The organism is Pseudoalteromonas sp. G5_S1_54_S4 (assembly GCF_054968565.1).
Genome location: NZ_JBQKUL010000041.1, coordinates 1 through 18,010 on the forward strand (window position 1 = coordinate 1; position 18,010 = coordinate 18,010).

Annotated in this window: 13 protein-coding genes; 8 read left to right on the plus strand and 5 right to left on the minus strand. The window is 40.8% G+C overall.

Going from position 1 to position 18,010, the window contains the following annotated elements:
- The first annotated feature begins 117 nt into the window (after positions 1-117).
- From ACTRWE_RS14565 to ACTRWE_RS14575, 3 genes are all read left to right on the plus strand, one after another.
- A complete protein-coding gene (locus ACTRWE_RS14565; RefSeq protein ID WP_462880212.1) occupies positions 118-570 on the plus strand; it encodes an Lrp/AsnC family transcriptional regulator in 453 nt (150 codons plus the stop codon).
- A 289-nt stretch (positions 571-859) separates the two neighbouring features.
- Positions 860-1,069, plus strand: a complete 210-nt coding sequence (locus tag ACTRWE_RS14570; RefSeq protein ID WP_008463923.1) for a cold-shock protein — start codon at positions 860-862, stop codon at positions 1,067-1,069.
- Between the two features lie 184 nt (positions 1,070-1,253).
- Positions 1,254-1,463, plus strand: coding sequence for a cold-shock protein (locus ACTRWE_RS14575; protein ID WP_007377377.1), 210 nt, complete (start codon positions 1,254-1,256; stop codon positions 1,461-1,463).
- Positions 1,464-1,565: 102 nt separating this feature from the next.
- Here the strand turns inward: ACTRWE_RS14575 and ACTRWE_RS14580 are convergent, their stop codons facing one another.
- The 4 genes from ACTRWE_RS14580 to ACTRWE_RS14595 all read right to left on the minus strand — a co-directional run bounded on the left by ACTRWE_RS14580 (position 1,566) and on the right by ACTRWE_RS14595 (position 7,429).
- The gene (locus ACTRWE_RS14580) at positions 1,566-2,222 is read right to left on the minus strand and encodes a class I SAM-dependent methyltransferase (protein WP_076922557.1); all 657 of its coding nucleotides are present in this window, start codon (positions 2,220-2,222) and stop codon (positions 1,566-1,568) included.
- A gap of 9 nt (positions 2,223-2,231) precedes the next feature.
- On the minus strand, positions 2,232-5,882 hold the full coding sequence (locus ACTRWE_RS14585) for an AAA family ATPase (protein WP_462880213.1): 3,651 nt from the start codon (positions 5,880-5,882) through the stop codon (positions 2,232-2,234).
- Positions 5,879-7,126 carry an exonuclease SbcCD subunit D gene (locus ACTRWE_RS14590; protein WP_462880214.1) on the minus strand — a complete coding sequence of 416 codons (1,248 nt, stop codon included), beginning with the start codon at positions 7,124-7,126 and terminating at the stop codon, positions 5,879-5,881. The genes ACTRWE_RS14585 and ACTRWE_RS14590 overlap by 4 nt, the downstream gene beginning before the upstream one ends.
- Positions 7,127-7,192: 66 nt before the next feature.
- Positions 7,193-7,429, minus strand: a complete 237-nt coding sequence (locus ACTRWE_RS14595) for a hypothetical protein (protein ID WP_013462818.1) — start codon at positions 7,427-7,429, stop codon at positions 7,193-7,195.
- Between the two features lie 741 nt (positions 7,430-8,170).
- On the opposite strand from ACTRWE_RS14595, the gene ACTRWE_RS14600 reads away from it, so the two are divergent.
- The 4 genes from ACTRWE_RS14600 (at position 8,171) to ACTRWE_RS14615 (ending at position 13,169) form a co-directional block, all read left to right on the plus strand.
- Positions 8,171-10,615 carry a M1 family metallopeptidase gene (locus ACTRWE_RS14600; RefSeq protein ID WP_350653673.1) on the plus strand — a complete coding sequence of 815 codons (2,445 nt, stop codon included), beginning with the start codon at positions 8,171-8,173 and terminating at the stop codon, positions 10,613-10,615.
- Between the two features lie 2 nt (positions 10,616-10,617).
- Positions 10,618-11,112, plus strand: a complete 495-nt coding sequence (locus ACTRWE_RS14605; protein WP_033103224.1) for a DUF6702 family protein — start codon at positions 10,618-10,620, stop codon at positions 11,110-11,112.
- A gap of 251 nt (positions 11,113-11,363) precedes the next feature.
- Entirely contained in the window at positions 11,364-11,981 is a 618-nt protein-coding gene (locus ACTRWE_RS14610; protein ID WP_350653671.1) for an HAD family hydrolase, read from the plus strand.
- 462 nt (positions 11,982-12,443) lie between these two features.
- Positions 12,444-13,169: a YebC/PmpR family DNA-binding transcriptional regulator gene (locus ACTRWE_RS14615; RefSeq protein ID WP_013462824.1), complete on the plus strand. Its 726-nt coding sequence runs from the start codon at positions 12,444-12,446 to the stop codon at positions 13,167-13,169.
- Between the two features lie 138 nt (positions 13,170-13,307).
- Here ACTRWE_RS14615 and ACTRWE_RS14620 read toward each other — a convergent pair whose 3' ends face one another.
- The gene (locus tag ACTRWE_RS14620) at positions 13,308-15,500 is read right to left on the minus strand and encodes a malate synthase G (protein ID WP_350653669.1); all 2,193 of its coding nucleotides are present in this window, start codon (positions 15,498-15,500) and stop codon (positions 13,308-13,310) included.
- A gap of 239 nt (positions 15,501-15,739) precedes the next feature.
- Here ACTRWE_RS14620 and ACTRWE_RS14625 point away from each other — a divergent pair, with 239 nt between their 5' ends.
- Positions 15,740-17,341: an isocitrate lyase gene (locus ACTRWE_RS14625; protein ID WP_013462827.1), complete on the plus strand. Its 1,602-nt coding sequence runs from the start codon at positions 15,740-15,742 to the stop codon at positions 17,339-17,341.
- Positions 17,342-18,010: the final 669 nt, after the last annotated feature.

Below are 18,010 nucleotides of genomic sequence, written 5' to 3' on the forward strand. Positions count from 1 at the left end.
CATGCGTATCCATGCGCTAAAACCCAAAATAAGTGAGCTGCTATTTTATTTCTTTCTGATGAGTAAAAGTTACTGTATTTTACTGACATAAGCGTTCATTTTAGGAAATAATCAACTATGGATACCATAGATAGGAAAATTCTTGCTGAGTTGCAAGTTGATGGCAGGCTCACCCTCTCTGAATTGGCTGATCGTGTTGGGCTAAGCGTGTCACCTTGTCATCGTCGTGTAAAAGAGCTTGAGAAAAGCAAAGCAATTGTTGGCTACAGAACAGAAATATCACCGGAGAAGGTTGGTTTAAACTTTTCTGCGTTAGTATTTATTACTATTAAAGAAGGTGATAAAGTGTCGTTAAGCAAATTAGAGCAAGCGGTGGATGCTATCCCTCAGATCACCAATGCACAACGCTTATTTGGCACCCCTGATTACCTGTTACATGTTGTAACTAAAGATTTAGCCGCGTTTCAGCAACTCTACGATGACAAGCTATCAGCCTTACCGGGTGTACAACGTTTAACCTCAACCATTGTGATGAAAGATATTGTAAGAGCGCGTAACTTGCACTTTTAACAGGTTATGTTTTACACGAACTTTAAAAAGTTAAGGCGATGACGCTGCAAAGCCTATGGCAGCGGGCTTTGCCTAAATAGGTAAAAATAAAGTGTAAATAAAGCTTGTTATAAAGTGTATTGCTGTTATTCTGCTTGCCATCGGGTTGATAGAAAGCCCTGTTTATTTGTAAGTACCTCGTTGTTATTAGTAATAATCCTTCGCGATATCCTCAAGTTAAATGTTTGTTTTCTTCCTGTTAAACGCCTATTTTAAGGCAAATTTTTTATTATTTTTTTAGGATATTATTATGTCTAATACAACTACTGGTACAGTAAAATTTTTCAATGAAGCAAAAGGTTTTGGTTTTATTGAGCAAGAATCTGGCGCAGACGTTTTCGCACATTTCAGTGCTATCTCTGGCGACGGTTTCAAAACATTAGCCGAAGGCCAAAAAGTACAGTTTACTGTAACGCAAGGTCAAAAAGGCCCGCAAGCTGAAAACATCGTTTGCATCTAAATAGTTTTAATTGATGGGTTAGTGTTAACCCATCAATATTTATAAGTTTGAAAGAAGTTTTGTTTTATTTGTTAGTACCCCGTTGTTTTAGTAATAATCCTACGCGATATCCTCAAGTTAACTATTTTTTCGGCTCAATCGCCTCTTTTCAGGCACACTTTAATTAATTTTTAGGATACATATTATGTCTAATACAACTACTGGTTCAGTAAAATGGTTTAACGAAGCAAAAGGTTTTGGTTTTATCGAGCAAGAATCTGGCGCAGACGTTTTCGCACATTTCAGTGCTATCTCTGGCGACGGTTTTAAAACGCTAGCTGAAGGCCAACGTGTACAGTTTACTGTTACTCAAGGTCAAAAAGGCCCGCAAGCTGAAAACATCGTTTGCATCTAATTATAGAGGGAGTGGGCTTTAAAGCGCACTCACCCCGCTTAAACTCGTGTTAAGCAATAAAGCTAATATCATTATGATATTAGCTTTTTTTTTGACAAAAATTTATACAACGTAACCGCTAAAGCCAAGTGCTTTAAAATAAAGCTTTGGAATACCAAATCCACATTCATTCAGTAGTTCACTAAAGCGCATACGATCTAGGGGGTAAAACTCTCTTTCGAGGTTATGCCCCATTTGAGTTTTGCCTGCTTCAGTTAGGCCTAATTGAGCACAGGTGTTTAATTGTGACTCACGTTCAAATGTTGTTTCTGGGCGCATTAAATCAGCAATATAAAGATTCGCTCCTTTTTTAAGGTTAGCTTTAATGCTTTTAAGAATTTGTTTTTTGTCGCCGTTATCTTCTACAAAATGCATCACCAGTAAACATAATACGGCGTCTGCTTTCGCTTTTATTTTATCAACTGGGCTACATTCAATAGTGACACGGCTATCAATACCTTGCTCTGCAAAGCGTTGTTTTGCAATATCGAGCATATCACTAGAGGTGTCTTGGGCAGTAAACTGCCATTTAGGATTCATTTTTGCTAATGCTAATACTTCCTTACCTGTGCCGGCACCAATCACTAAAATGTGTGCATCGTCGCTTAACGTGGTTTGCAGTTGTGCATTGGTTAGTTGATGAAGTAGCTCATAGCCTGGGACTAAACGGGTAATGCGGTTATCATATTCTTGTGCTTCTTCGCCTGTGAAAGTGGGCATGCTGTCTCCTTAAATTACGTTTATGGTGGAGTATCCACCCGGTTTTTTAGCGACATGAATTTGCGTAGCAACGCGTTCGCTCATTTCACTTACATGTGAAATTACACCGACCTTTCTACCTTGCGCTTGCAATGAATCTAGCGCGTCCATGGCAATACTGAGTGTTTCACTATCTAGTGTTCCAAAGCCCTCGTCAACAAATAACGAGTTAATTTGCACTTTGTTCGAAGATAGTGAGGCAAGTCCCAGTGCTAATGCCAACGATACTAAAAACGATTCACCGCCAGATAGTGTATTGACCGATCGTTGTTCATCGGCCATATCGCGGTCGATAATGGCTATATCAAGTGACTCAGCAATTGCAGTGAGCTCATAACGCTTGTTAAGGGTTTTTAAATGGCTATTAGCATAATGCAGCAATATTTTGAGTGTTTGTGTTTGCGCTAAATTACGCATTGTTTTACCTGTGGCATCACCTAGTACTTTATTAAGTAAATGCCATTGGTCAACCTGTTGCTTGAGCTGGCTCAGTTCAGCTTGTTTGCCCTCAAGCGCTTTTGCATTTTGGTTGTGCTGCTCAATCGCGGTGTTGATGGTGAGTAAGCTATTTTGCAATTGTGTTTGCTGGGTATTTAAGTGGTTTTGTTGCTCAATTAGCTGTGCTTCGCTTTGCGTTGGCTGATTATTTTGTTGATGCTGTTCATTAGTTTGTTGCTGTTGCTTTAACGCGGCACTGGCATCAACGACTGCTTGCGATAGTTGCTCGCCTTGTTTTAACTGAGTTTTAATATCGTCGTTGCTGATAGTTAGTAAAAATGTGACTTGCTCATGACTGATATCGCCATGAAGGATGTTAAATTCTTTAAACCAGTCGTTGTAACGCGTTTCAAGCATCACTAACTCTTGGTGGTTATCTGCCAGACGATGCTCAAGGTTTTTAAGCGTGATGGCGTGTTCATCGCGCTGTTTTACGGCACTGTCGTGTGCTTGTTGGCTGGCACTTAATTGGCTTTGGCAGTGTTCTAGCTGTGCTGACAGTTTAGCTTGGTAGTCATCGGCGCTAATAGTTTGGTTATCAAATAAGGCTAAGCGCTGTTGCTGCGTATTATTGTGCTGTTGCTGTGTTTGAGTTAATTCTTCATTGAGCGTGTTAACTCGCTGCTCTGCTTTGGTTATAAGCGGTGTTAGTTGTTGTAACTGTACATTGGCGCTGTCGCATTGTTTTTGACTTTGTTCAAGCTGTGCTTGGATTTGCTGATATTGTTCTACCTGCTGAGCTAAATCGCTAAGCGTTAACGATCCTGCTTGCAATGCGTGCCAAAAATCACTGTGTTCAAAATGTAAATTGAGCTCTTTTATAAGCGCTTCGCTTTGAGTTGCTAGTTCATCGCATTTGTTATTAAGCTGAGATTGCTGATTGCTCAGCTCAACATGCTGTGTATTTAATTGTTGCTGTGTCGCTTGTTCTTTTTTAACTGTGCTTTGTAGCTGGTTAACAGTTTCTTGCAAATTACTGAGCTGTTTTTGCGCCGAAAAATACTGTGTTTTTTGTTCACTTAATTGCTTATAAGTTTCATCAAGCTGCTCAACTGTTAACTCATTAAGCTCGGTTTTAGCCGCTTGCATGGTATTTTTAATTTCCAGCATTTTGGCTTGTGCATCACTAATGGCTTGGCTGTACTGAGCATGCTCTGCCACCAAAACAGCGTGTTGTGTTTGGTGTTGATGAAGCTGTGCTTGAGCATCTTGGTGTTGCTGTTTTTTGCTATTATATGCATTTTCAAAGTCGGTTATTAAGTTTGTAAAAGGTTGGCTTTGATTGCTCGCGAACGGGTGCTCTGTAGCCCCACAAACGGCACACGACTCATTTGGAACCAGTTGTGCGCGTAAATGCTCAACATGCTCACTGGCGCGAAGCCTCGCTTGATTAAGCGCTTGCTCTGCGTGTTTAAGTGCCTGCTCTTTGCTGGTTAATTGCGTAAGCAGCGTGGTTTTAGTGTGTTCACTGTGGCTGAGCTTTTCTGCCACATCACGTTGCTGCTGTAGCGTGAGTTTTAACTCTTGGTTAAACTGCTTATAGCGTGTGCGCTGATCTTTTAAATAATCAATGTTTTTAAGCTTACTGTCGCATTGTTCAATGTTAAATTGAGCGTGCTGCTGGTTTAGCTTATTTAGGCTTTGCTGCTGCGTTATAAGCGTTTGCTCTGCTTTTTCGAGTTGTTTATTTTGCTCGTTAAGTTTTGCTGTGAGTATTGTTTGTTGCTCTGCGTGAGCCTGAGCTTGCTGCTGGGTTGTTTTTAGTTGTGTCTGAGTATTAAAAAACTGCTTAAAACTATGATGAAAATAGTTCCAATCAGTTGCCAATGGCTTTAATTGACTCTGCTCGTTCAACCAGTGCTGATGCCCTGTGATTTGAGTTGTGGCTTGCTCTGCGCTTATTTTGTTTTGTTGTAGCTGCTGTTGTAAATCACTTAATTGTTGCTGCTCTTTGGTGCTTTGTTGAGTCAGACTTTTTATCGTTTGGTTATATATTGCTAATTGGCTGTCGAGCTCTCGCGCTTTTGCAATCAGAGGCTCTGCTGTTAGCTTTTGTTGTTTTGCTGTATCTAATTCGTTTTGCTGTTTTTTAACGTTACTTGCTTGCTCGGTGATCAGCGAGTTGTGATCAAGCTCGTTTAATTGTTTTATTTGTGTATTTAACTGGCTATTTTGTGCTGTTAAGCTTTCACAGCGCTGGCGGTTATCTTTAATTTCAAGCGTACTTTGCGCTTGTTTCGCTTGCTCAGTTTGCGCTTTAACAGCATTGAGTGCGGCATGTGCTTGTTGCTCGTTTTGCTGAGCATTTTTTAATGTCAGCTCCAAGCTATGTGCTTGCTTATACCAATTAACGCCTTCCTCTGTCGTTGCTAAAGTTGTTTTAGTGTGTTCAATTTGTTGTTTTAAATCAGCCAGCGTTTGTTGTTTTTCACTCAGTTCATCGTCAGACAATAACGTATAACTGGCTAAACTTGCCGTTAGTAATTCAAATTTATCTTTAATAGCTTTGTTGCGCTCAAATATACGCTGCCCTATTCGACTAAATTTATCGGTGCCAGTCAGGCACTCTAAAAGCTGCGCGCGCTCATCGCCAGTGGCTTTTAAAAAGGCGGCAAACTCATGTTGTGCTAGTAGCACCGCACGCGAGAATTGCTCAAAGGTTAAACCTATTTTATTTTCTATGGCTTTTAAGGTGCCACTTTTGTCAGCAATTAAGGTTTCATCGGGTAGGCTATGTAAAGTATGTTCGGCCACTTTAAGTTTGCCGGTTACTTTTTTATGTGTACGTTGAATACTATAACGTGCTCTGTAAAGTTGTTGGTCTTGGCCACTAAAATCTACTTCGGCGTACCCTTCCCATTTGCCACGGCGCAATAAATTGCGGGCATCGTTAAGCTTAATGTTATCGCCATTAAAATCAATTAGGTTACCTTTATCGCCTTTCAAACGCGCGGTTTTAGTATAAAGCGCTAAGCAGATGGCATCGAGTACGGTGCTTTTACCTGCGCCGGTGTCACCTGTAATGGCAAAGAGGCCTGCGTCTTTTAGTGGTGAAGCTAAAAAGTCGATTTCGGCATCGGCAATGGAGGCTAAATTATGAATACGAACAGCCGTTATTTTCATAGCAGTTGCTCCTGTTCAAGTTCTTCAATTACGTCGGTTAACAGTGCTTTTAATTCATTGGATACGGTTGCTGCGGCCATATCTTTATCATTATTAAATGCTTGTTCGAGTAAGCTAATTGGGTTGAGCATTTCAACAAAGCTTAAATCTTCAAATACCGTTTCTGAGGAATTACTCACTTGCTGGTCACGAACTCGCTCTATGCCACAAAAATTAACCTGTTTTCCATTAAGTGCTTGCTCAATTTGTTCTCGAAAGGTGGTATCGGTATCACTTGATTTAAGTTTTACTCGCAAGTAAGGAGCAATGTCGTATTGCTCTGTATCGAGTGCTTTTATTTGCTCACACAGCTGCGCTAAAGGCACACACTCTCCTTCAGGAAGAACAATTACTTCAGCTAAGCGCGGAATGTAAAGGGGGTTTACAGTAGTGTTTAACGGTTGGTTTTTTTGCTCGCTAAATTCAACCACATTTACTTGATGGGTATACTTTCTTTCTGAAAACGACATTGGAATAGGCGTGCCGCTGTAACGTATTTGCTCATTTTTAGCTACTAGTTGTGCTTTATGTAAGTGCCCTAGTGCGACGTAATTGGCTTGCTTACCAAATACCGACGCTGAAATAGCTTCTTCACCGCCAATGACCAAATTACGTTCAGAGTCACCGGAAATATTACCGCCTTTTGCATGCAAATGACCCATAACAATTAAAGGCGTATTTTCAGCGTTAAGTGTTAGCGCATGTTCAAGAGCAAGTTCATAGGCTTTTGCAACGCCCTGTGCGTAACTGGGGCCATTTTCGGTTTGGCTAAGCGTGCTTATGTCACTGGTGCGTAAAAAAGGCATAGCGAGTACCACAGCGCGTTTATCATCGTTATTAATCGTTATTACAACGTCACTGGGTTTAGCAGGGTTAAACCGCCCTACCACATGAGTATCAAACTGGGCTAATAAGGGCTGTGCAGCCAAAATACGATTAGCGGAGTCATGATTACCCGCAATAATAACAACGTGTAATTGTGGGCACTGGGCTTTGGCGTTTTTTATAAATTGATAGAGTTGGTTTTCGGCGTTAGCACTTGGTGTGGCAGTATGATAAATGTCACCTGCAACAAGCAATAAATCGATTTGTTGGTTAACGAGGGTGGTTAACAGCCAAGAGAAAAAAGCATGGTGTTCATGACGGCGATCATATTCATAAAATTGCTGACCTAGGTGCCAGTCTGAAGTGTGAAGAACTTTCATTTTGCGCTCTTAAAAAACCATAAGAGCGCCAATATACCCAAGGCAATTAAAGATGCAAGTATCGCTTTAGGTTAAAGTATACCAAGCTATAAAAATAACGGGCAAAGCAGCGAGCGCGATTGTTAAAGGCCACTTTAATGCTTTGGCTTTTTTAGCTTGTAATACTTGCAGTGCATTAGTTTCATTACAAGCAGCGACTTTATCAATATACAGATAACCCGAGTTTATATACTGCTTACAATTTTGCACGTCTGCTGGTATTGCAATTAGTTTTTGCTGCTTTTTTAGGACATAAAAATCCATAAACTCACCACACTTAATACGATTAGGGTCTGTTGACCTTTGCAGATTAAAATTCGTTCAAACTAGGGGCGGTTTAATCGCGGCGCGAGGTTTGTAACCTAGTGGGCTAAGTAAAAACCGAGCAAAGCTTCCGCGTCCTGCTCACGCCCCTTACCTACATCCATGTAGGCAACAAAGAGTAAATCGCCCCTAGGCAGAACCCAAAGGGCAGCGCCTGTTTGGCATTGATGCTGCGTTATCACCTATTTATGGGGAATAATCACACCACATAGGCGCTGCCTTGCCTAAATACCAAACAGACTGCTGCAAATTTAATCTTGAAAGGTCAACAGACCCTAGTTAGAACAAAAAATATTTGAGAGAAACGCTAAAAAAATGCTCTCAAATTAAAAAAGTGGGCGATTCTAATTACAAACCATAGTAAAGATCAACCTAAAACTGCGTTATTTAGCTTTTTTAATGAAAATAGCTGTGTTTTTTGCTTTTATCTCTACTTTTAGTGATAGCCAGTGTGTTTTGTAAACCCCCTTTACAGTTTTGTTTGACGTATTAATTGCCTTTGTTTTTTTATTCAATTTCTGACGAAATGTCCGTTCTTTTTTGTTGTATAAAACGCTATTTATTGTATTTACAAAAAGGTGGGGAATATCACCCTATAAAAGCAGGGTTTTATCGCTATTTTATTGAAGCTAAGCTGTAAATTTGTCACAGTAGCATTACTAAAATCGATCAGGATTAACAATGAAGAAAAATTTATTTACACTGAGCGCGTTTGTATTGCCTTTGGCAATGGCAAGCTCTGTGCTTGCCTCATCTGTTGAGCAAACTAAAGGCAGCTATGTTGATAAGTTTCGTCAACTAGATGAAGCTTTACCTACGCCTAACGTTTACCGTAGTGCAGCTGGTGCCCCTGCTGAAAATTATTGGCAACAACGCGTTGATTACGATATTGATGTAAAGCTTGATGAGCAAAAGCGTCGCTTAACGGGGAGTCAAACAATTGAATATAAAAATAACTCTCCGCATACATTAAAGTATTTATGGCTTCAGCTTGATCAAAATATTTTTAAAAATGACTCAATTGCAGAAACCACGCAAACATTTAAAAGTACCCTACAGAACGAGCCAGATGCAAAACCAGCTAAGTTAAGCTTAGGTGATTTACGTCGTCAGCAATTTATGGACGATAATGAACTGGGTTACACCATCAGCAATGTTAAAGATGAAGATGGTAAAGCGCTGCGCGTGACTGTGGTTGATACCTTAATGCGCATTGATTTAAATACGCCACTTAAACCCGGTAAAGATGTTGAGTTTAGTATGGACTTTGCGTTTAACCTCGTTGAAGAAGACGCGGTAGGCGCACGTGCAGGTTACGAGCATTTTGAAGAAGACGGTAACGATATTTTCTTAGTTGCACAGTGGTTTCCTCGCTTAGCAGCTTACACCGATTACGAAGCATGGACAAACAAACCGTTTTTAGGCAGTGGTGAGTTCACTTTAGAGTTTGGTGACTACGATGTTGAAATTACGGTTCCTGCGGATCATATTGTATCGGCAACTGGTAAGCTTGATAACCCAAGCTCGGTATTGACCAGCACTCAGCGCAAGCGTTTAAAAGAAGCTGAAACAGCAAAACGCCCTGTGTTTGTTGTTACCGAAGACGAAGCGCTCGAAAACGAAAAAGCCGGTACAGACAAAACAAAAACATGGCATTTTAAAGCAGAAAATGTTCGTGACTTTGCTTGGGCATCATCACGTAAATTTATGTGGGATGCTAAAGGTTACCAGCAAGGTGGTGATGAACAACCACTCGTTATGGCGATGTCGTTCTTCCCTAAAGAAGGTGGCGATTTATGGAAGAAATACTCAACTGAAGCGGTTGTACACACGATGGAAGTGTATTCACAGTATTCATTTGATTACCCATACCCAACTGCGCAGTCAGTTAATGGCCCTGTAGGGGGTATGGAATACCCAATGATCACTTTTAATGGCCCACGTACAGATTTACAAGACGATGGTACACGCACTTACTCTCAAGCAGAAAAGCGCTTTTTAATTGGTGTTGTTATTCATGAAGTGGGTCATATCTACTTTCCAATGATTGTAAACTCAGATGAGCGCCAATGGACTTGGATGGATGAAGGTTTAAATAGCTTTTTAGATGGTGTTGCTGGGCGTGAATGGGATCCAACCATTCCATGGGGCGTTGAACCACGTGACATTGTGGCTTACATGAAGTCAGAGACTCAAGTGCCTATCATGACGCAATCAGACAGCGTGCTACGTTTAGGCCCTAACGCCTACACTAAACCAGCTGCGGCATTAAATATTTTACGTGAAGTGATTTTAGGGCGTGAATTATTTGATTTTGCCTTTAAAGAGTACGCTCAGCGCTGGAAGTATAAACGCCCTACTCCGGCTGATTTTTTCCGTACTATGGAAGAAGCCTCAGGTGTTGATTTAGATTGGTTTTGGCGTGGTTGGTTCTACACCACAGACCATGTTGATATCTCGCTTGATAAAGTATATCAATTACGTTTAGACACCAAAAATCCAGATATCGACTTTAAACGTTTACGTGATATTGAAGCTGATAAGCCAAGTTCATTATTTGTTGAGCGTAATCGCGCTGAAGGTAAAAAAACGTGGGTTGAACAAAATCCAGATGTGACAGATTTTTATGACGAAAACGATCGCTTTACCGTTACAAACAAAGAGCGTAATACGTACAATAAGTTTTTAAAAGGTTTAAAGCCGTGGGAGCGTAAAACACTTGATCGCGCGCTAGAAGAAGACAAAAACTACTACGTGATGGAGTTTTCAAACCTCGGTGGCTTAGTGATGCCAATTCTTTTAGAGCTAACGTATGAAGATGGCACTAAAGAGGAACGTTATATTCCTGCAGAAATTTGGCGTCGTAATCACAAAAACGTACAAAAGCTGATTATTACCGACAAAAACAAACCGCTTACCTCAGTAACGGTTGATCCAGGCTGGGAAACAGCAGATGTTGATGTAGAAAATAACCACTACCCACGTCGTATTATTCCTTCGCGTATTGAAGTGTATAAACGTGAAAAGAGTAAGGCAAAAGTAAGCCGCGATATTATGCAAGATATCAAAACAGAGCTGAAAAAAGACGAGCCAAAAGACGAAAAAAATAACGACGAGGATCAATAATAATGCGTTTTTTGCTTATTATTGTTTGTTTTTTAATTGCTGCGCCAAGTATGGCGCATCAATTAAAATCATCCGTTACAACGGTGTTATTTAATCAGCGTACGCACAATATTGAATTGATGCATCGTTTTTATTTACATGACACAGAGCATGCTGTTGGTAACTTGTTTCAAGGCAAAGTTGATATTATGAGTAACAAGCGTGACCAAAAACGCTTTGCCAAGTATGTTGAATCTCATGTTGCCTTACAAACCTTGAGCGGTGAGCCCCTCACCCTTAATTATGTAGGTGCACAAGTGGATGGTAAGTTTTTTTGGGTGTACCAAGAAGCTGCTATTCCCGATGAGATTGAGGGCATTAGAATGAGTCATGGTGCACTGCGTGATTTGTGGCCTGCACAAGTGAATATGGTGAATGTTGAAGGGCGAGGACAGATAAAAACCTTAAACTTTAGCCAAGACGATACCTGGCTTGAAGCGAAATTTGAGCCGAAATAACCACTATTATTGCGCACCTTTAGAGGGTGCGCACTTTCCTTTATAGCTGATCGAGTTAATTAATTGCATCGTAAAGTCTTAACTATACCAGTTATACAAACCCAAACTATTACGTTATCAAATGAGCTATAATTAAATTTCAATGGACTGAGCTGTTTTTTATATGTTTATTGATATACTTTTTATTAAAGGTTTAGATAACCTAAGCCAAACCTAGCATACTGAGCTAATTATTTAGCGCAAGGAATGAAATGAAAACGCAAATTGAGTCAATCAAAGGTGTTATTTTTGATTTAGACGGAACTTTAGTATCTTCAGAATTAAACTTTTCATTGATAAAAGCCCAAGTAGGTTGCCCTGCAGAGCAAGACTTACTCGATTACATAGAACAACTGCCTTCCCCCTATATGCGTGAAGAAGCAATGAATATAGTGCATCAGCATGAGTTGTTAGATGCACAATCGGCTAAGCTTCTACCTGGCGTTGTAGAGGCTGTTAAAGCGCTACAAGCTAAAAACATACCTATGGCCATTGTTACACGTAATTTTGATAAGGCGGCGACATTAAAGTTACAGAATAACCCGCTACCAATAGAAACAGTACTCACCCGAACAGACGCACCAGCAAAACCCGATCCGAGCGCTTTATTAACGGTTGCAACTCAATGGGAAATGCCGGTTGATAATGTGATTTATGTTGGTGATTATTTATACGACATACAAGCGGCGCACAATGCCAATATGCGTGCCTGTTTGTATGCACCTGATGTAACCCCCGGGTATGCCGAACAAGCCGATTTTGTTATTCATGCGTTTGATGAGTTGGTGTCATTAATTGACAATTACGCTGAAAAAGTGAGGGTCTGTTGACCTTTCAAGGTTGAATTTGCAGCAGTCTGTTTGGTATTTAGGCAAGGCAGAGCCTATGTAGTGTGGTTATTCCCCATAAATAGGCGATAACGCAGCATCAATGCCAAACAGGCGTTGCCCGGAGGGTTCTGCCTAGGGGCAATTAACTCTTTGTTGCCTACATGGATGTAGGTAAGGGGCGTGAGCAGGACGCGGAAGCTTTGCGCGGTTTTGACTTAGCCCACTAGGTTACAAATCTCGCGCCGCGATTAAATTGTCCCTAGTTTGAACAAATATCAATCCGCAAAGGTTAACAGGCCCTGATTATGTTAAATTGAGCTTTGTTGTATTTAATAGCATAACGGGTATTATTTAAATTAATACCCAGCTGCTTTTACTTAGCATAGCATGTTGAACCACTAGCCCAATACGGTTTGAATTGGTAAAATATCGCAAACCGAATGTATTCAATAGAGGCACAAGATGGGCAGAGCATTTGAAGTCCGCAAAAGTTCGATGGCTAAAACAGCCAACGCAAAAACTAAAGTAAATTCGAAGTACGGTAAAGAAATTTACGTTGCAGCCAAAAGTGGTGAACCCGATCCCGATGTAAATCAAACATTGCGCCGCTTAATTGAAAAAGCAAAAAAAGACCAAGTTCCTGCGCACGTAATCGAAAAAGCAATTGAAAAAGCAGCCGGTGGGGCAGGGGAAGATTACTCTTCAGCCCGTTACGAGGGTTACGGCCCTGGTAATTGTATGGTGATTGTTGACTGTTTAACCGACAACCCAAACCGCACAATTAAAGATGTACGTTTACCGTTTACTAAAACAGATTCAAAAATAGGTACACCTGGGTGTGTTGCACATATGTTTGATCACCTTGCTGTTTTAGGATTTGCAGGCGATGACGACGAAGTTGTGTTAGAAGCCCTCATGATGGCTGACGTTGATGTAACCGATGTAGAAGCCGAAGATGGCAAGGTGTCGGTGTTTGCACCGCATACTGAGTACTTTAAAGCTAAAACGGCACTGGAAGAGGCATTTGAAGGCATTAACTTTGAAGTTGATGAAATTACCTTTGTACCGCAAGTACATGTTGAAATTACTGATGAAGAAGTGATTGCCAACTTTGATAAATTTATCAATATGCTTGAAGATTGCGATGACGTACAAAATGTTTATCACAACGCGACCATTAAAAACTAATTCGTAGTTTTAACTAGGCGAATTTTAGCTATTTTGCCGCTTAATAAAACAAAAAGCGCGTTTTGTGTAGGCAAAACGCGCTTTTTTAGTGTTAAATAAATGTCAGCTATTCAGCTATTCAGCTATTCAGCTATTCAGCTATTCAGCTAGGTTATGGTGCTGTGCTTTATATTTCAAGCGGTAGCTGTGTAGAAGCGGCTCTGTGTAACCGCTCGGTTGACTAACCCCTTCAAATACCAGTGCTAAAGCAGCTTGATACGCAATACTTTTAGCTAATGTCTGCTCATTAGTTGCCATTGGCGTGTAAAGGCTGTCATGCTCATTTTGGCCATCAACAACTTTAGCCATTTTTGCCATTACCTTTTGCACTTGCTCTTTGCTACATACTCCATGATGTAGCCAGTTGGCGATATGTTGGCTTGAAATACGTAAGGTGGCTCTGTCTTCCATTAAGCCAATATGATTAATGTCAGGCACTTTAGAACAGCCTATTCCTTGTTCAATCCAACGTACTACGTAGCCTAAAATACCTTGCGCGTTGTTTTCAAGCTCGCTTTGAATATCTTCTTTTGATAGCGTTTCAGGGTTTGGCATGAGCGGCGGTGTAAGTAAGCTCTCTAGGCTTGCTATTTGACGCGTGGCAATGCTTTGCTGCAGGCTAAATACATCAACATCATGATAATGCATTGCGTGTAATGTGGCGGCAGTAGGGGAGGGCACCCAAGCGGTATTTGCGCCAGATTGAGGGTGCGCTATTTTTTGCTCCATCATCATTGCCATTTTATCTGGCATTGCCCACATACCTTTACCAATTTGCGCTTTATGGCTTAAGCCACAGGCTAGGCCAATATCAACGTTGCGATCTTCGTAAGCGCTGATCCAAGGCTGTGCTTTAATAGCCGCTTTCGGCAGCACAACACCCGCTTGCATTGAGGTATGAATTTCATCGCCAGTGCGGTCTAAAAAGCCAGTGTTAATAAACACAACACGCTCTTTTGCTGCATGAATACATGCTTTTAAGTTGGCTGATGTACGACGTTCTTCATCCATAATACCCATTTTAAGGGTGTTTTTAGGCAAGCTCAGCGCCTCTTCAACCATACCAAACAAGGTATTAGCAAAGGCGACTTCATCAGGGCCATGCATTTTCGGTTTTACAATATTAATACTTTGCGCGGTTGAATTTTTAATCGTGTTTTTAGTGTTTAAATCGTGCAAAGCAGCTGTTGCGGTGAACATGGCATCCATAATGCCTTCAAACACATCATTGCCGCTTACATCGGTAATGGCTGGATTTGTCATTAAATGTCCCACGTTACGCACAAACATCATACTGCGCCCTTTGAGGGTCAGTTTTTGGCCATCAAGACCTGTATATTGTCGGTCAGCTTGTAACGTGCGGTCGACCATTTTGTCGCCTTTTCTAAACGTTTCAACCAAGTTGCCTTGCATTAAACCAAGCCAGTTTTTGTAAACTTGTACTTTATCTTCTGCATCCACTGCGGCAACCGAGTCTTCACAGTCCATAATGGTTGTTAGTGCGGCTTCTAGCACCACATCTTTTAACCCTGCTTTATCAGCTTGACCAATAGGGTGGTGATGGTCTATTTGCAGCTCAATATGCAATCCATTGTTTTTAAGTAAAATAACACTCGGGTTTTGTGCTTCACCTTGATAGCCAATCAGTTGCTCAGGGTTTTTAAGTGTGGTGTGCGAACTGTCGCGCAGGGTAATAGCAAGGGTGCCGTCAACAATAGAATAGTTAGTACTTTCAATATGCGAGCCATTTTCAAGCGGTAATGCTTTGTCTAAAAACTGCCTTGCGTAAGCCATTACTTTAAAGCCACGAACAGGGTTGTATTGGCTGCCTTTTTCGGCGCCATCGTCTTCGCTTAATACATCGGTTCCATATAAAGCATCGTACAACGACCCCCAACGTGCATTAGCTGCATTAAGTGCAAAGCGTGCATTACTAACCGGCACCACTAGCTGTGGCCCTGCAGTCAGCGCTATTTCTGGCTCTACATTTTGAGTTTCAATACTAAAGTTTTCAGGCTCATCAACTAGGTAGCCAATATCTTTTAAAAACGCTTGATACTGAGCTTGGTCAGCATTTTTATTTGCAAGGTGGTAGTCATCAATTTGCTTTTGTAGCTGTTCACGCTTAGCCAGTAGTGATTTGTTCAATGGTGTAAGTGTTTGCACTATGTTGGCAAAGCTTTTCCAAAACTGGTGTTCATCAAGATGGGTACCAGGTAATAATTGTTTTTTAACAAATTCAGCAAGTTGCTTGTCAACGCTGAGTCCTGAATGGGTGAGAGTGTGGCTCATAATTAATATCCTTAAACGGTCCGACAGTGTGCAATTTTTTATATGCGTACACCTACCATATCGCAAAAAAGTGGCTTTGAATGCTTTTTAGTCATTCACTATATGTATAGCCGCAATAAAAACTATAAATTTACTAAATCTAAAAAATAAGCCTAATGTTTAATTAAGCGCTACAGAGCTAACGTGATGTAGTCACTCTCTCAACAATAAATATTAATACCCGTTCGAAGGACTTTATTATGACAACATATCAAGGCGAAACAGATACACTAGCAACATTATGCCAATCACAAGGCAGTGCATGGAAAACAATTAATCCTGAATACGCAACACGTATGCGTTTACAAAATCGTTTTCGCTCTGGTGTTGATATTGCACAATTTACGGCAGACATCATGCGTGAAGACATGGCTGCATACGATAAAGACACAAGCCAGTACACACAGTCTTTAGGTTGTTGGCATGGTTTTACTGCCCAACAAATGATGATGGCAATTAAGCGCCATCAAAAAACAACTAAGCGCAGTTACGTGTACCTAAGCGGTTGGATGGTTGCAGCGCTTCGCTCTGAGTTTGGTCCTCTTCCAGATCAAAGTATGCATGAGAAAACATCAGTACCGGCACTTATCGAAGAAATCTATACCTTCTTAAAGCAAGCGGATGCACGTGAACTTGACCACTTATTTAATGAACTAGACGACGCAAAAGCAAACGGCGGCGACGTTCAAGCAGTACTTAACAAAATTGATAACTTTGAAACGCACGTTGTACCAATTATTGCTGACATTGATGCCGGTTTTGGTAACGAAGAAGCAACTTACCTACTAGCTAAAAAGATGATTGAAGCGGGTGCATGTGCTATCCAAATCGAAAACCAAGTATCAGATGCTAAGCAATGTGGTCACCAAGCAGGTAAAGTGACGGTTCCACATGAAGACTTTTTAGCAAAAATTAATGCAGTGCGTTACGCGTTCCTAGAGCTAGGTATTGATAACGGTATTATCGTTGCGCGTACCGATTCACTAGGTGCAAGCCTTACGCAAAAAGTACCGGTTTCAAAAAAACCAGGTGACTTAGCAAGCCAATACAATGCATTTTTAGAAACAACCCCAGTAAACAGTGTTGATGACTTAAATGAAGGCGAAACAGCAATGAAGCTTAATGGTCAGCTTTGTAAGCCAACACGCCTAGACAATGGTTTATACCAGTTCCGCGAAGGCACTGAAAAAGACCGTGTAGTACTAGATTGTGTAACGAGCCTACAGTCAGGTGCTGATTTACTGTGGATTGAAACAGAAAAACCACATGTAAAACAAATTGCTGAACTCGTTAATCGCGTAAAAGAGCAAGTACCAGATGCTAAATTAGTATACAACAACTCACCATCGTTCAACTGGACGCTGAAGTTCCGTGAGCAAGTATACCAAGAATGGCAGGAAGAAGGTCGTGACCTGAGCGCTTACCCAAGTCTTGATGATAACAAAGCGCTTATGGCTCCAGAAATGGATGCAACAGAGCTTGCAGCAGCCGCTGACTTATTAGTACAAAACTTCCAACGCGATGGTGCACGTGAAGCGGGTATTTTCCACCACCTAATCACGTTACCAACGTACCATACAGCAGCATTAAGCACAGATATTCTATCTGAAGGTTACTTTGGTGACTTAGGTATGCTGGCTTATGTACGTGATGTACAGCGTCAAGAAATCCGTCGTGAGCAAGCGTCTGTTAAACACCAAGACCTTGCAGGTTCAAACATTGGCGATACACACAAAGAGTACTTCTCAGGTGAGAATGCACTTAAAGCCGGTGGTGAAGCTAACACCATGAACCAATTTTAATTCAACTAGATAGTGTTACTTAAGGGCCGCAAGGCCCTTTTTTATGCCTGCATAAAGGAAAAATTTAATAGATCAGTATTTTACTAGCTAGTTATTCAGGGATGCAATGCAGGTTAAAAGTGTAAATAAATTTAAAGGATGTTTATGCTCGGCTGTGAGGGCTTTATGTTGGTTACGCTTTAACACGTATAAGCACGATAAATTAACTGTTTTTGCCGTATATAGATCAGAGTTTAACTAACTGACTTAAAGCAGATCACGATTTAACTAGCTGCTATTAATACAGATCAGATTTTAACTAACCATGCTAATAACGGCCATTTTTTATTATTAAAGAGGGGAATTTGTCTTTCTAACCCACAATTTGACCACTTAAACGATTAATTTAAAGGTTTTAAGCAGGTATCGAGAGAGTAATAAACCGATTTTTTACTAACTGCTGCAGCTTATAAAACATTTTTTTACTAACTGAGGGCTTATAAACAGTGACTCAAACCGATTTTTTACTAACTCACAGCACTATTTCTTCTATAAACCGATTTTTTACCAACTCAGTTTGAAGCTAAGTCCGATATTTAGTTTGAGTATGTAAGGGGTTACTTACATTATTGCTGTAAAGGGGGTTTACACTTGTGAGCTTCGAGCAACGAGCTTATATAGCTCGTCACT

Excerpts from the sequence above, each read along its gene's own strand:
- ACTRWE_RS14565 (WP_462880212.1), top strand. The coding sequence starts at position 118 with ATGGATACCATAGATAGGAAAATTCTTGCTGAGTTGCAAGTTGATGGC.
- ACTRWE_RS14570 (WP_008463923.1), top strand. The coding sequence starts at position 860 with ATGTCTAATACAACTACTGGTACAGTAAAATTTTTCAATGAAGCAAAA.
- ACTRWE_RS14575 (WP_007377377.1), top strand. The coding sequence starts at position 1,254 with ATGTCTAATACAACTACTGGTTCAGTAAAATGGTTTAACGAAGCAAAA.
- ACTRWE_RS14580 (WP_076922557.1), bottom strand. The coding sequence starts at position 2,222 with ATGCCCACTTTCACAGGCGAAGAAGCACAAGAATATGATAACCGCATT.
- ACTRWE_RS14585 (WP_462880213.1), bottom strand. The coding sequence starts at position 5,882 with ATGAAAATAACGGCTGTTCGTATTCATAATTTAGCCTCCATTGCCGAT.
- ACTRWE_RS14590 (WP_462880214.1), bottom strand. The coding sequence starts at position 7,126 with ATGAAAGTTCTTCACACTTCAGACTGGCACCTAGGTCAGCAATTTTAT.
- ACTRWE_RS14595 (WP_013462818.1), bottom strand. The coding sequence starts at position 7,429 with ATGGATTTTTATGTCCTAAAAAAGCAGCAAAAACTAATTGCAATACCA.
- ACTRWE_RS14600 (WP_350653673.1), top strand. The coding sequence starts at position 8,171 with ATGAAGAAAAATTTATTTACACTGAGCGCGTTTGTATTGCCTTTGGCA.
- ACTRWE_RS14605 (WP_033103224.1), top strand. The coding sequence starts at position 10,618 with ATGCGTTTTTTGCTTATTATTGTTTGTTTTTTAATTGCTGCGCCAAGT.
- ACTRWE_RS14610 (WP_350653671.1), top strand. The coding sequence starts at position 11,364 with ATGAAAACGCAAATTGAGTCAATCAAAGGTGTTATTTTTGATTTAGAC.
- ACTRWE_RS14615 (WP_013462824.1), top strand. The coding sequence starts at position 12,444 with ATGGGCAGAGCATTTGAAGTCCGCAAAAGTTCGATGGCTAAAACAGCC.
- ACTRWE_RS14620 (WP_350653669.1), bottom strand. The coding sequence starts at position 15,500 with ATGAGCCACACTCTCACCCATTCAGGACTCAGCGTTGACAAGCAACTT.
- ACTRWE_RS14625 (WP_013462827.1), top strand. The coding sequence starts at position 15,740 with ATGACAACATATCAAGGCGAAACAGATACACTAGCAACATTATGCCAA.